The sequence below is a fragment of the Streptomyces sp. NPDC048566 genome (genome assembly GCF_043199735.1).
In the GTDB taxonomy this organism is placed as follows: domain Bacteria; phylum Actinomycetota; class Actinomycetes; order Streptomycetales; family Streptomycetaceae; genus Streptomyces.
In genome coordinates this window covers 86,806-99,431 of record NZ_JBICWL010000003.1, presented here as the reverse complement: position 1 = coordinate 99,431, position 12,626 = coordinate 86,806, and the positions used below count along the sequence as shown (strand labels likewise).

Sequence of the window (12,626 nt, the reverse complement as noted above, 5' to 3'; positions counted from 1 at the left end):
AGGCGGCGCACCGGACCGGACCGGTCCCGGCCGGCGCCCACCCCCGCCTCCCCGTGCCGTTCCGGAGGAGGAGGCGTAGCGGTCCGCACCCCCTCCCGCAAGACCCTGCCCGAAATCGGGCAGGATTCTTGCACATCGCTCTCCGTTACCCCAGGATCGACGGGTGCACGACGAACTTGTTGATCACCTGACGCGGTCCACGCCCCTGAGCCGGGGCGAGGCGCTGCGCGTGGTCCAGGACGTGCTCGCCTGGTTCGACGAGACGACCGAGGAGTACGTCCGTCGCCGCCACCGCGAACTCCAGGCCCAGGGCCTGGTGAACGCGACGATCTTCGAACGGATCGAGGCGGACCTGAAGTACCGCGCGGTCGCGCCGCCCGAGCTGAGCCTCCGGCAGCTGCGCCGCATCGTCTACGGCTGAGGAATACGTATATATGTGCGGAATCGTCGGATACATCGGCAGGCGTGACGTGGCGCCGCTGCTCCTGGAGGGCCTGCAGCGCCTGGAGTACCGCGGCTACGACTCGGCGGGCATCGTCGTGACCTCGCCCAAGACCGCCGGCCTGAGGATGGTCAAGGCCAAGGGCCGGGTCCGCGACCTGGAGGCCAAGGTCCCCAAGCGGTTCGCCGGCACCACCGGCATCGCCCACACCCGCTGGGCCACCCACGGCGCCCCCTCCGACGTGAACGCCCACCCCCACATGTCGGCCGACCAGTCCGTCGCCGTGGTCCACAACGGCATCATCGACAACGCCGCCGACCTGCGCCGGAAGCTGGAGGCGGACGGCGTCGAGTTCCTCTCCGAGACGGACACCGAGGTGCTCACCCACCTCATCGCGCGCTCCCAGCAGGAGAAGCTGGAGGACAAGGTCCGCGAGACCCTGCGGGTCATCGAGGGGACCTACGGCATCGCCGTCATGCACGCCGACTTCCCCGACCGCATCGTGGTGGCGCGCAACGGCTCCCCCGTCGTGCTCGGCATCGGCGAGAAGGAGATGTTCGTCGCCTCGGACATCGCCGCGCTGGTCACCCACACCCGGCAGATCGTCACGCTCGACGACGGCGAGATGGCCACGCTGAAGGCCGACGACTTCCGCACCTACACCACCGAGGGCACCCGGACCACGTCCGAGCCGACCACGGTGGAGTGGGAGGCCGCCTCCTACGACATGGGCGGCCACGACACGTACATGCACAAGGAGATCCACGAGCAGGCCGAGGCCGTGGACCGGGTGCTGCGCGGCCGGATCGACGACCGCTTCTCGACCGTCCACCTCGGCGGCCTGAACCTGGACGCCCGCGAGGCGCGCCAGATCCGCCGCGTGAAGATCCTCGGCTGCGGCACCTCCTACCACGCGGGCATGATCGGCGCCCAGATGATCGAGGAGCTGGCCCGCATCCCCGCGGACGCCGAGCCGGCCTCCGAGTTCCGCTACCGCAACGCGGTCGTCGACCCCGACACCCTCTACGTCGCCGTCTCCCAGTCGGGCGAGACCTATGACGTGCTGGCCGCCGTGCAGGAGCTGAAGCGCAAGGGCGCCCGGGTGCTCGGCGTGGTCAACGTCGTCGGCTCGGCGATCGCCCGCGAGGCGGACGGCGGCATGTACGTGCACGCCGGCCCGGAGGTCTGCGTCGTCTCGACGAAGTGCTTCACCAACACCACCGTGGCGTTCGCGCTGCTCGCCCTGCACCTCGGCCGCACCCGCGACCTGTCGGTCCGCGACGGCAAGCGGATCATCGAGGGCCTGCGCCGGCTGCCCGGCCAGATCACCGAGATCCTGGAGCAGGAGGAGGAGATCAAGAAGCTGGCCGAGCAGTACGCCGAGGCCCGCTCGATGCTCTTCATCGGCCGCGTCCGCGGCTACCCGGTGGCCCGGGAGGCCTCCCTGAAGCTCAAGGAGGTCTCGTACATCCACGCCGAGGCCTATCCCGCCTCGGAGCTGAAGCACGGACCGCTGGCCCTGATCGAGCCCGCCCTGCCCACGGTCGCGATCGTCCCCGACGACGACCTGCTGGAGAAGAACCGCGCGGCCCTGGAGGAGATCAAGGCGCGCAGCGGCCGCATCCTCGCCGTCGCGCACCAGGAGCAGGAGAAGGCCGACCAGACGATCGTCGTCCCGAAGAACGAGGACGAGCTGGACCCGATCCTGATGGGCATTCCGCTCCAACTGCTGGCCTACCACACCGCGTTGGCGCTGGGCCGGGACATCGACAAGCCGCGCAACCTGGCCAAGTCGGTCACCGTCGAGTAGGACGCTCCGTCAGATCGCCGACGGCAGACGGACGATGAGCGGTCCCCGTGCGCGCCACCCGTGCACGGGGACCGCTCCCGAAGGGCCGGGGGCGCCCCGTCACCCCGGCCCGCGCCGGTCTCAGCCGGTGGCCGTCACACCCCGGCCGCGGCGCGTCGCGGCGGTCCGGGGCGGCGTCGGGAACCCCGCGATGGGGAGGGCGGTCGCCTGCCGCGGCCCGGCGGTCGCCGCCGCCGGGACCGATGCCCGGTACATTCCCGCCACCGGGGCGTGAACACCCGCTACGCGCCGGTAGGTTGGCGACGCGCGAGGTCGGGCCGCCTACGGGGCCGCGCGGGCGGCTTCCGGGCCCGGGGCCCGACGGCCTCCGCGCGGACGGGACGTCAGGGTGGCGGGGCGTCAGGGTGGCGGGGCGTCAGGGAATGACGATCACGGGGCGCTTGGCGCGCTTGGCGAGCCGGCCGGCCACCGAACCGAAGAGGCGCCCGACGATGCCGTGCGTGGAGCCGACGACGATCGCGTCCGCCTCGTACTCCTGCCCGACCTCTTCGAGTTCGTGGCAGATGTCCCCGCCGCGCTCGACCAGGATCCACGGCACCTCGGCGAGGTACTCGGCGCAGGCGAGCTCCAGGCCGAGCACCTCGGTGCGGTGGTCGGGGACGTCGACGAAGACGGGGGGCTCGCAGCCCGCCCACACCGTGGTGGGCAGCCGGTTGGCCACGTGCACGATGATGAGTCCCGAGCCGGAGCGGTGCGCCATGCCGATCGCGTAGGCGAGGGCGCGCTCACTTGACGTCGAGCCGTCGAAGCCGACGACGACGCCGTGCCGGAAGGCGGGATCACAGGACTCGCGCGGCGCCCGCGCCGCCAGCGGCTCGTCCGCCGCGGGCTCGGCGAGGGGGCGCCTGCGGTCCGCAGGATCGAAGAATTCGTGACCGGCCATGATTGTCTCGGCGTCTGGATCCTCGTGGTGGGACGACAACGATCGGCGGAGCTGTGTCCGGGAAGCATCTTCCCGACCCCCTACCCCCAAGGGTACGGCGGCACGCCTCCGCTGCCCAGATTCCGCGCGCCGTGCGCGGCATTCCAGGGAGCATGCACGAGAGGCGCCCGTAACGCAACGGTTGCTGCCCTGTACAGGCGGTTTGCGCGGCGCCCGGCCGAGGGACGGCGGCGGGCCGCCGGCGCCGGGCCGCGACGGCCGGTGACGGGGCCCCGCTTCCGGACGGCGGACACCGCGGTCCGGGCAGTGACCGGCGGCGCGGCCACGCGTTGAACCCCGTACAGCCACCGCCATGGAGAGCATGGAGCACACAGGAGTACGAGGGAGCGCCACGTGCCCGGACCCGACACCGCCCGTCCTCGCTCGACCCCGCCCGCATCTCCCGCGGCGCCCGCGTCCGGATCACGCCCCGGCGCCCACCCCGGTACGCCCGCCGCCCGCCGCCCCGCCGCGGCGGGCTCGGCGGACACCGTGAGCGACGTGGTGCGCTGGGCGGCGTTCAGCTGCGTCCTAGTCCCGGTGGTGCTCTTCTGGTACGGCACCTCGGCGGCCGGCGCGACGGGCACCGCCCTCGGCCTCGCGGCCGTGACGGGCGCCTGCATGCTGCTGCTGCGCCGGTCCGAGCGGGGCGCCGCGGTGCTGCGCGAGCAGCAGCTCGACGCGGCGCGGGCGGCGGCGCCCCACCGGACGCCGCACCAGCGGGGCCGGCACGGCCGGACCGGGCCGGTGCCCGCGCCCGGCACGGGGCGGGGGGCGGCCGCCGGGGCGGGGGGCGTCCAGCGCGGCAGGAGCGGCGCGGGGGCACGTCGCGGAGGGCGCCACGGAGCGGGAAACCAGCCGGTCGACTGACCGGTTTGCACGCACTCCTGCACCTCTTTTCAGCCAACTTCTCGTGATGGCTCATCCCTTGTCCGAACGACCCCTCAACCCCCGTTCCACCTGCACCGACAGGGGTCCGAGGGGCGTTCGCACCCTACGCGGATTGGCCACCGCCACGAGGCGCACTTCCCTGCACGGCCCCCGAGTGCAACGCTTCGTGATCGAATGCTTCACGCCAAGTTGCCATGTCGACATTCCACGGAGTACCGATCTGGTCACCTTGGCGCCACGGGACACAGTAGATTCGATCTTGTCTTACGGCGGGGGACTCGTGCAGGACCGAGGGGAAACGTGTTGGAGCGACAGACCCGAAAGGTTGAGGGCGCCGCGACCACCGAGGGGGGCTTAGCCGGATGAGCCACGACTCCACTGCCGCGCCGGATGCCGCGGCCCGGAAGCTGTCCGGGCGCCGCCGCAAGGAGATCGTCGCGGTGCTGCTGTTCAGCGGCGGGCCCATCTTCGAGAGTTCCATACCGCTGTCGGTGTTCGGGATTGACCGCCAGGACGCCGGCGTGCCGCGCTACCGCCTTCTGGTGTGTGCCGGCGAGGACGGCCCGCTGCGGACCACAGGGGGCCTGGAACTCACCGCACCGCATGGCCTGGAAGCGATCTCCAGAGCGGGCACGGTGGTCGTGCCCGCCTGGCGTTCGATCACCTCGCCACCGCCCGAGGAGGCGCTCGACGCGCTGCGCCGCGCCCACGAGGAGGGTGCCCGCATCGTCGGGCTGTGCACCGGCGCGTTCGTGCTGGCCGCGGCCGGTTTACTGGACGGCCGTCCGGCGACCACCCACTGGATGTACGCGCCGACGCTGGCCAAGCGCTACCCGTCGGTGCACGTCGACCCGCGCGAACTCTTCGTGGACGACGGCGACGTGCTGACCTCCGCGGGGACGGCGGCCGGAATCGATCTCTGCCTGCACATCGTGCGCACGGACCACGGCAACGAGGCGGCCGGGGCACTCGCCCGGCGGCTCGTCGTGCCGCCGCGGCGCAGCGGCGGACAGGAGCGCTACCTCGACCGGTCGCTGCCGGAGGAGATCGGCGCCGACCCGCTGGCCGAGGTCGTCGCCTGGGCGCTGGAGCACCTGCACGAGCAGTTCGACGTCGAGACGCTGGCGGCGCGCGCCTACATGAGCCGCCGCACCTTCGACCGCCGATTCCGTTCGCTGACCGGCAGCGCTCCGCTGCAGTGGCTGATCACCCAGCGGGTGCTCCAGGCGCAGCGCCTGCTGGAGACCTCCGACTACTCCGTCGACGAGGTCGCGGGGCGCTGCGGCTTCCGCTCGCCGGTCGCGCTGCGCGGGCACTTCCGCCGCCAGCTCGGCTCGTCCCCGGCCGCCTACCGGGCGGCGTACCGCGCCCGCCGGCCTCAGGCCGAGCGGGCCGTGGACACGGACAGCGCGCCGGGTCCGGTCGGGCCGCCGCCGCAGATGCACCCGGAGCATCCGGGTCCGCTGCCGATGCAGACCCGCCGCACCGCCGCGGCCGGCGCGCTCGGCGCGGCGGCGCTCTCCGCCGACGCGCTGCGGGAGCGGCCGGAGCTGTACGTGGCGGGCCGGCCGAGCCTGCCCGGCCAGCGCAGCGCGCCCTGATCCGGACGCCGCACGCGTGAGGGGCCCGCACCCACCGGTGCGGGCCCCTCACGTGTGCCGGGCGGTGCCCCGGCACACGGGCGGGCGCACGGGCGGGTCCGCCCGGCGGGGGCGGGCCGTAGGGTGAGACACATGAACGATCGCATGGTGTGGATCGACTGCGAGATGACCGGGCTCTCGCTGTCGGATGACGCGCTCATCGAGGTGGCCGCACTGGTCACCGACTCGGAGCTGAACGTGCTCGGCGACGGAGTGGACATCGTGATCCGTCCCCCGGACGCGGCCCTGGAGACGATGCCGGACGTGGTGCGCCGGATGCACACGGCCTCCGGCCTGCTGGAGGAGCTCGCGGGGGGCACCACCCTGGCGGAGGCGGAGGAGCAGGTCCTCGCCTACGTGCGGGAGCACGTGAAGGAGCCCGGCAAGGCGCCGCTGTGCGGGAACTCCGTCGGCACCGACCGCGGTTTCCTGCTGCGCGACATGCCGACGCTGGAGGACTATCTCCACTACCGCATCGTCGACGTCTCCTCGGTGAAGGAACTGGCCCGCCGCTGGTACCCCCGGGCCTACTTCAACAGCCCGGACAAGAACGGCAACCACCGCGCGCTCGCCGACATCCGCGAGTCCATCGCCGAACTCCGCTACTACCGCGAGGCGATCTTCGTCCCGCAGCCCGGGCCCGACTCGGACACCGCCCGCACCATCGCGGCACGGCACGTCGTCCCCACCGAATAGGGCTGCGGCGGGGCCCCGGCGGGCCCCGCGAAAAGGCGTGCGCGAGCACCCCTTCCGACCCTGTACACTTTTTCTCGGCCGGTCGGAGAAGTGCACAGGACCGGACATGGTGGGTGTAGCTCAGTTGGTAGAGCACCTGGTTGTGGTCCAGGTGGCCGCGGGTTCAAGTCCCGTCACTCACCCTGATTGATCAAGGGCTGACCTGTGGAAACAGGTCAGCCCTTCGTCATGCTCGGGGTCTTCGGGAACACTCGCGAACACGGGGGCGCCGCGGGCGCCGGTGCCGGCGCCTCCGCCGAGCGACGCGATGGCCGCCCTCGCCGCGGCCTCCCGCGGCCACCCGTCCACCGCGCCTCCGCCGCCGCGGGGATGCGCCGCCCGGCGTGATGCCGCCGGGAGCCGACCGCGCGCCCGCGAGGTCAGCGGCGCGGCGCCCCGCCCGCGGTACGCCAGGCCTCCACGAAGCGCCGCACGTCGGGGAAGCGGTCGTCCGGCGCGGGGAAGGTGGCCCGTTCCAGGACGGCCAGCAGTTCCGGGGTGCCGCGCCAGGCACGCTCCTCGTCCCCCGCGTCGAGCAGCAGCCGGGCCGCCCGGCCGAGGGTGAAGACGGTCGTCCGGGTGTCGATGACGGCCCCGCGCTCGAACGCCTCGGGCGCCATGAACCGCCGTGATCCCGGCAGCCGCTCCTCCTCCAGGACGAAGGGACCGGGCCGGTACTCGTCGAGGTCGACGAGGTGCACGGCGCCCGGGCCGAAGTCGTAGAGCAGCGCGCCGTCGTAGAAGTCGACGGCCACGTGGCCGGCGGCCTCGACCGCGAGGTGCGCGTCGAGGATCCGGTCGAGGGCGCGGAGGACCTCGGGGACGGGCAGCGCCCGGAAGCGGGCCATCGCCCCGCCCGGCGCCTGGCGGTCCCCGGACCCGCCGGCCGCGGGGTGGTACAGCACCTCGCCCTTCCGCCAGGGCATGACGGACGCCCATCCGTCCCGCACCGCGATCCGGTGGACCTGCGGCACGATCGCGGTGTGCCGGACGGCCCGGTGGAACGCCCAGGCCCGGTCGAGCGAACGCCGGCCGCGTTCGCCGTCCGCCTCCTTCACGAACCAGCGGGCGCCGTCCAGCAGGCGCACCCCGTAGGACACGCATCCGGAGTCCTGCTCGCGGAACACCGTGAACACCTCACCCACCCGGCCCAAGTACGTCTCCACGGACGTCACTTCGTCGACTCCGAGCAAGGGATGCAGAACCATGCCCCCAGCCTGCCTTACCGGGACCCCGAAGAGGACGGAAACCGCAGGCCACCCATTTCGGGCGCGTCGCCGCGCGACCGGGCACCCGGCCCGGCGGCGTCCCCGACGCCGGCGCCCGGACCACCTCACGAGGAGGCCCGCACCACCAGCTCCGCCGGCAGCACCAGCTGACGCTGCTCCAGCGTCCGGGAGGCGGCGGGGCGGCGGTCCGCTATCTCGCCGAGGAGCAGGTCCGTCATCGCGCGGCCCATGTCCTCGATGGGCTGGCGGACGCTGGTGAGCGGCGGCTCCATGTGGCGGGCTATGGCCGAGTCGTCGTAGCCGATCAGGGCGACGTCGTCCGGGATGCGCCGGCCGCTCTCGCGCAGGACCTGCCGGGCGCCCGCCGCCATGACGTCGGAGCCGGCGAACACCGCGTCGAGGTCCGGGCAGCGCTCCAGCAGCAGGGTCATCGCGCGGCGGCCCCCCTCCTCGGTGAAGTCGCCCGGCACGATGAGCCGGTCGTCGACCGGGCGGCCCGCGTCGAGCAGTCCCCGGCGGTAGCCGGCGACGCGCTGCTGGGCTCCGTAGACGTCCAGGCGGCCGGCCAGATGGACGATCGAGCGGCGCCCGCGGGCCACCAGGTGCTCCACGGCCGCGCGGCCCCCGCCGTAGTTGTCGGAGTCCACCGACGGCAGGGTCTCCTCGGCGGAGCGCCGGCCGCTGATCACGGCCGGGATCTCCAGCTGGGAGAGCAGGTCGGGCAGCGGGTCGTCCGCGTGCACGGAGACGAGCAGGACGCCGTCCACGCGGTGCGCCGCCAGGTACTGGGCGAGCCGCCGCCGCTCCCGGTCGCTCCCCGCGAAGATCAGCAGCAGCTGCATCTCCGTGTCGGAGAGTTCGGCCCCGACGCCGCGCAGCATGTCCGAGAAGTACGGCTCCGCGAAGAACCGGGTCTCCGGTTCGGGGACGACCAGGGCGATGGCGTCCGTACGGTTGGCGGCCAGCGCGCGGGCCGCCGTGTTGGGGACGTACCCGAGTTCGGCGACGGCCGCCTCGACCGCGGCCCGCGTCGCGTCGCTGACGCGCGGGGAGCCGTTGATGACCCGGGAGACCGTGCCGCGGCCCACGCCGGCGCGTGCGGCCACCTCTTCGAGGGTCGGCCGGCCGCCGCCGCGGCCCCGCGCTCCGTGGACTGCCATGGGCTCCGCCCTCCCGTCGACACCAGGTGGCCTGGAATCTAACAGCCCCGTCCGCCGAGGTCGCCGCCGCTCACGCGGGCGACGGGCGCTTTCCCGCGCCGGCCACTCGCCTTCGGGCCCCGAAGGGGCTATAAGTCACCTCGGGCCATGTACCGGAATGACATCTTCAGCTAACAGGCCGATAACTGAACGCATCTCTCCGCTCCCCCACCCTTGACACCCCCGCGGGAACCGACGACTCTTCAACACATCACTGGTGGGAGCGCTCCCACAGTACCTGACACATACACAACCCGCACGTTCCCCGCCCGAGCCGCAGCGAGTAACAACGGGCGCCACCAATGCAGTTGGCCGGGGGGTCGGCACGTCAGGCAACAGGAGGACGCAATGCGCACGAGTATCCGCCGATCCCGCAGGCTGGGGGCCGCCGCGGCCGTCGCCGCGCTCGCCGCGGGGCTGCTGGCCGGCTGTTCCAGCGATCCGGACAGCGACTCGTCGGACGCGAACAACGGTGGGGACGCCAAGGGCAAGACGACCCTGACCGTCGGCACCTTCGGCGTCTTCGGCTACAAGCAGGCCGGTCTCTACGACGAGTACATGAAGCAGCACCCGAACATCTCGATCAAGGAGAACGTCACCACCCGCACGGACGTGTACTGGCCCAAGACGCTCACCCGTCTGCAGGCCGGCTCCGGCACCGACGACATCCAGGCGATCGAGGTCGGCAACATCACCGAGGCCGTCCAGACCCAGGCCAACAAGTTCGTCGACCTCGGCAAGGAGGTCGACAAGTCGCAGTGGCTGGACTGGAAGCTCGCCCAGGCCACCACCAAGGACGGCAAGACCATCGGCCTCGGCACGGACATCGGCCCGATGGCCATCTGCTACCGCAAGGACCTGTTCGAGAAGGCCGGCCTGGAGACCGACCGCACCAAGCTCGCCGCGCAGTGGAAGGGCGACTGGGCCAAGTACGTCGACCTCGGCAAGCAGTACATGAAGAAGGCGCCGAGCGGCACCAAGTTCGTGGACTCCGCCTCCTCGGTCTACAACGCCGCGCTCGGCGGCGAGAGCGAGCGGTACTACGACAAGGACGGCAACGTCATCTGGGACAAGTCCTCGGGCGTGAAGAAGTCCTGGAACGCGGCGATGACGGTGGCCACCAGTGACATGTCGGCGAAGCTGAAGCAGTTCGACCCGACCTGGGACCAGGGCTTCGCCAAGGGGTCGTTCGCGACGGTGGCGTGCCCCGCCTGGATGATGGGCTACATCCAGGAGAAGTCCGGTGACGCGGGCAAGGGCAAGTGGGACGTGGCGGCGGCGCCGACCGCGGCCAACTGGGGCGGTTCGTTCATCGGCGTGCCGACCGCGTCCAAGCACCAGAAGGAGGCCGTCGCGCTGGCCAAGTGGCTGACCGCGCCCGAGCAGCAGGCGAAGGTCTTCGCCAAGCAGGCCAGCTTCCCCTCGACCCCGGCGGCCTACGACAGCCTGAAGCCGGCCTCCGCGACCACGTCGTACTTCTCCGACGCGCCGATCACCGAGATCTTCGCCGACTCCGCGAAGACGATCCCGGTGCAGAACTTCGGCGCCAAGGACCAGCCGATCGGCACCGCGATCACCGACGTCGGCATCCTCCAGGTCGAGCAGAAGGGCAAGTCCCCCGCGCAGGGCTGGAGCGCGGCCAAGGCCGAGATCAAGGACGTGCTCGGCCAGTGACCGGCTCCAAGCAGGCTCTCGCGCATCCCGCGACGAGCGCCGACGCCGCGCCCGGCTCCCAGCCGGGCGCGGCCCGGGGCGCTCAGGGTCGCGGTACACCGCCGCCGGGCCCCGACTCCTGGCGCAGCCGGCTGTACCGCTGGGACATGAAGGCGTCGCCGTACGCGTTCATCGCCCCCTTCTTCATCGTCTTCGGCGCCTTCGGGCTCGTGCCGCTGCTCTACACGGCCTGGTACTCGCTGCACAACGTGCAGCTGTCCGGCCTGGACCACCAGACCTGGGCCGGTCTGGACAACTACAAGAACCTGCTCTCCTCGGAGTTCTTCTGGAACGCGCTGGAGAACACCTTCACCATCGGCGTGATCTCCACGGTCCCGCAGCTGGTCATGGCCCTCGGGATCGCCCACCTGCTCAACTACCGGCTGCGCGGCTCGACGGTGTGGCGGGTCGTGATGCTCACCCCGTACGCCACCTCGGTCGCGGCGGCGACGCTGGTCTTCACGCTGCTGTACTCGTGGGACGGCGGCATGGTCAACTGGCTGCTGCACTTCGTCGGGATCGACCCGATCAACTGGCGCGAGTCCGACTGGGGCGGCCAGTTCGCGGTCTCCTCCATCGTGATCTGGCGGTGGACCGGCTACAACGCGCTGATCTACCTCGCCGCCATGCAGGCGATCCCCGCCGACCTCTACGAGTCGGCCGCACTCGACGGGGCGGGGCGCTGGCAGCAGTTCCGCCACGTGACGGTCCCCATGCTGCGGCCGACGATCCTGTTCACCGTGGTCGTCTCCACCATCGGCGCGACGCAGCTGTTCGGTGAACCGCTGCTGTTCGGCGGGGTCAGCGGCTCCAAGGGCGGCTCCGCCCACCAGTACCAGACGCTCGGCCTCTACATGTACGACCAGGGCTGGGGCATCGGCAACCTCGGCAAGGCGTCGGCGATCGCGTGGACGATGTTCCTGATCCTGCTGATCATCGCCGCGATCAACCTGCTGGTCACCCGACGGTTGAGGAAGTCCCAATGACCACCACTGAACTGACCGCCCCGCAGACGGAGGCGAAGACGGGCCCCGCCGGCCGGGGCGGCGGACGCCGCAGGGTGCTCGGCGCGGGCAAGCAGCTGCACGCGGGTCCGGTCACCTACGTCGTGCTGGCCCTGTTCGCGCTGGTCTCGCTCGCCCCGCTGGTCTGGACGGCGATCGCGGCCTCGCGGAACAACACGCGGCTGGCGCAGGCGCCGCCGCCGCTGTGGTTCGGCGGGAACCTGTTCAAGAACCTCCAGGCCGCGTGGGAGCAGGCCGGGCTCGGCACCGCGATGGTGAACTCCACGATCGTCGCCGGCACCATCACCGTCGGCACGGTGGTGTTCTCCACGCTCGCCGGATTCGCCTTCGCCAAACTGCGGTTCCGGTTCTCCGGCTTCCTGCTGCTGCTGACCATCGGCACGATGATGATCCCGCCGCAGCTGGCCGTCGTACCGCTGTACCTGTGGATGAGCGACCTGGGCTGGTCGAACCAGCTCCAGACGGTCATCCTGCCCACCCTGGTGAGCGCCTTCGGCACGTTCTTCATGCGGCAGTACCTGGTGCAGGCGCTGCCCTCCGAACTGATCGAGGCGGCGAGGGTCGACGGCGCGAGCAGTCTGCGGGTCGTCTGGCACGTCGTCTTCCCGGCGGCCCGGCCGGCGATGGCGGTCCTCGGCCTGCTGACGTTCGTGATGGCCTGGAACGACTTCCTCTGGCCGATCATCGCCCTCAACCAGCAGAACCCGACCGTGCAGGTCGCCCTGAACTCGCTGGGCACCGGCTACATCCCCGACCAGGCCGTCATCATGGCGGGCGCGCTGCTCGGCACCCTGCCGCTGCTCATCGCCTTCCTGCTGTTCGGCAAGCAGATCGTGGGCGGGATCATGCAGGGCGCGATCAAGGGCTGACGCTCGCCCGGGGGCCGGGCCACCGCCGCCTCGGCCCCCTCCCGCCCTCCTGCCCGTCCTTCCCCCTCCGACCCGTCGGTCTTGACGACCC

At 71.9% G+C, this 12,626-nt stretch carries 11 protein-coding genes and 1 tRNA gene; 9 read left to right on the top strand and 3 right to left on the bottom strand.

Annotation, left to right across the window (positions count from 1 at the left end):
- Positions 1 to 163: 163 nt before the first annotated feature.
- Positions 164 to 421: a hypothetical protein gene (locus tag ACGFS9_RS07370; protein WP_355863081.1), complete on the top strand. Its 258-nt coding sequence runs from the start codon at positions 164 to 166 to the stop codon at positions 419 to 421.
- 13 nt (positions 422 to 434) lie between these two features.
- Positions 435 to 2,252: a glutamine--fructose-6-phosphate transaminase (isomerizing) gene (gene glmS / locus ACGFS9_RS07365; protein ID WP_393251371.1), complete on the top strand. Its 1,818-nt coding sequence runs from the start codon at positions 435 to 437 to the stop codon at positions 2,250 to 2,252.
- A 415-nt stretch (positions 2,253 to 2,667) separates the two neighbouring features.
- Here glmS and ACGFS9_RS07360 read toward each other — a convergent pair whose 3' ends face one another.
- Entirely contained in the window at positions 2,668 to 3,195 is a 528-nt protein-coding gene (locus tag ACGFS9_RS07360) for a universal stress protein (RefSeq protein ID WP_393251370.1), read from the bottom strand.
- A 531-nt stretch (positions 3,196 to 3,726) separates the two neighbouring features.
- On the opposite strand from ACGFS9_RS07360, the gene ACGFS9_RS07355 reads away from it, so the two are divergent.
- The 4 genes from ACGFS9_RS07355 to ACGFS9_RS07340 all read left to right on the top strand — a co-directional run bounded on the left by ACGFS9_RS07355 (position 3,727) and on the right by ACGFS9_RS07340 (position 6,643).
- Positions 3,727 to 4,104 (top strand): hypothetical protein, encoded by a 378-nt coding sequence (locus ACGFS9_RS07355; RefSeq protein WP_393251369.1) that lies wholly within the window; start codon positions 3,727 to 3,729, stop codon positions 4,102 to 4,104.
- A 383-nt stretch (positions 4,105 to 4,487) separates the two neighbouring features.
- Complete coding sequence (locus tag ACGFS9_RS07350; RefSeq protein WP_393251368.1) at positions 4,488 to 5,726, top strand: helix-turn-helix domain-containing protein; 1,239 nt, start codon at positions 4,488 to 4,490, stop codon at positions 5,724 to 5,726.
- Positions 5,727 to 5,858: 132 nt separating this feature from the next.
- Positions 5,859 to 6,461, top strand: a complete 603-nt coding sequence (gene orn, locus ACGFS9_RS07345; protein WP_393251367.1) for an oligoribonuclease — start codon at positions 5,859 to 5,861, stop codon at positions 6,459 to 6,461.
- A 109-nt stretch (positions 6,462 to 6,570) separates the two neighbouring features.
- A tRNA-His gene (locus ACGFS9_RS07340) sits at positions 6,571 to 6,643 on the top strand.
- Between the two features lie 237 nt (positions 6,644 to 6,880).
- Here the strand turns inward: ACGFS9_RS07340 and ACGFS9_RS07335 are convergent.
- On the bottom strand, positions 6,881 to 7,708 hold the full coding sequence (locus tag ACGFS9_RS07335; protein WP_393251366.1) for a serine/threonine protein kinase: 828 nt from the start codon (positions 7,706 to 7,708) through the stop codon (positions 6,881 to 6,883).
- Between the two features lie 125 nt (positions 7,709 to 7,833).
- Entirely contained in the window at positions 7,834 to 8,889 is a 1,056-nt protein-coding gene (locus ACGFS9_RS07330; RefSeq protein WP_393251365.1) for a LacI family DNA-binding transcriptional regulator, read from the bottom strand.
- A gap of 387 nt (positions 8,890 to 9,276) precedes the next feature.
- On the opposite strand from ACGFS9_RS07330, the gene ACGFS9_RS07325 reads away from it, so the two are divergent.
- From ACGFS9_RS07325 to ACGFS9_RS07315, 3 genes are read left to right on the top strand one after another with little or no spacing between them, the layout of a single operon-like run.
- On the top strand, positions 9,277 to 10,602 hold the full coding sequence (locus ACGFS9_RS07325; protein ID WP_393251364.1) for an ABC transporter substrate-binding protein: 1,326 nt from the start codon (positions 9,277 to 9,279) through the stop codon (positions 10,600 to 10,602).
- Complete coding sequence (locus ACGFS9_RS07320; protein WP_393251363.1) at positions 10,599 to 11,627, top strand: carbohydrate ABC transporter permease; 1,029 nt, start codon at positions 10,599 to 10,601, stop codon at positions 11,625 to 11,627. Before ACGFS9_RS07325 ends, ACGFS9_RS07320 begins: the two co-directional genes overlap by 4 nt.
- A complete protein-coding gene (locus tag ACGFS9_RS07315) occupies positions 11,624 to 12,535 on the top strand; it encodes a carbohydrate ABC transporter permease (RefSeq protein WP_393251362.1) in 912 nt (303 codons plus the stop codon). Before ACGFS9_RS07320 ends, ACGFS9_RS07315 begins: the two co-directional genes overlap by 4 nt.
- Positions 12,536 to 12,626: the final 91 nt, after the last annotated feature.

What these genes read in the sequence shown, in the direction of transcription:
- glmS (WP_393251371.1), top strand. Translation starts at nt 435, where the DNA reads ATGTGCGGAATCGTCGGATACATCGGCAGGCGTGACGTGGCGCCGCTG.
- ACGFS9_RS07325 (WP_393251364.1), top strand. Translation starts at nt 9,277, where the DNA reads ATGCGCACGAGTATCCGCCGATCCCGCAGGCTGGGGGCCGCCGCGGCC.
- ACGFS9_RS07360 (WP_393251370.1), bottom strand. Translation starts at nt 3,195, where the DNA reads ATGGCCGGTCACGAATTCTTCGATCCTGCGGACCGCAGGCGCCCCCTC.
- ACGFS9_RS07330 (WP_393251365.1), bottom strand. Translation starts at nt 8,889, where the DNA reads ATGGCAGTCCACGGAGCGCGGGGCCGCGGCGGCGGCCGGCCGACCCTC.
- ACGFS9_RS07315 (WP_393251362.1), top strand. Translation starts at nt 11,624, where the DNA reads ATGACCACCACTGAACTGACCGCCCCGCAGACGGAGGCGAAGACGGGC.
- ACGFS9_RS07335 (WP_393251366.1), bottom strand. Translation starts at nt 7,708, where the DNA reads ATGGTTCTGCATCCCTTGCTCGGAGTCGACGAAGTGACGTCCGTGGAG.
- ACGFS9_RS07350 (WP_393251368.1), top strand. Translation starts at nt 4,488, where the DNA reads ATGAGCCACGACTCCACTGCCGCGCCGGATGCCGCGGCCCGGAAGCTG.
- orn (WP_393251367.1), top strand. Translation starts at nt 5,859, where the DNA reads ATGAACGATCGCATGGTGTGGATCGACTGCGAGATGACCGGGCTCTCG.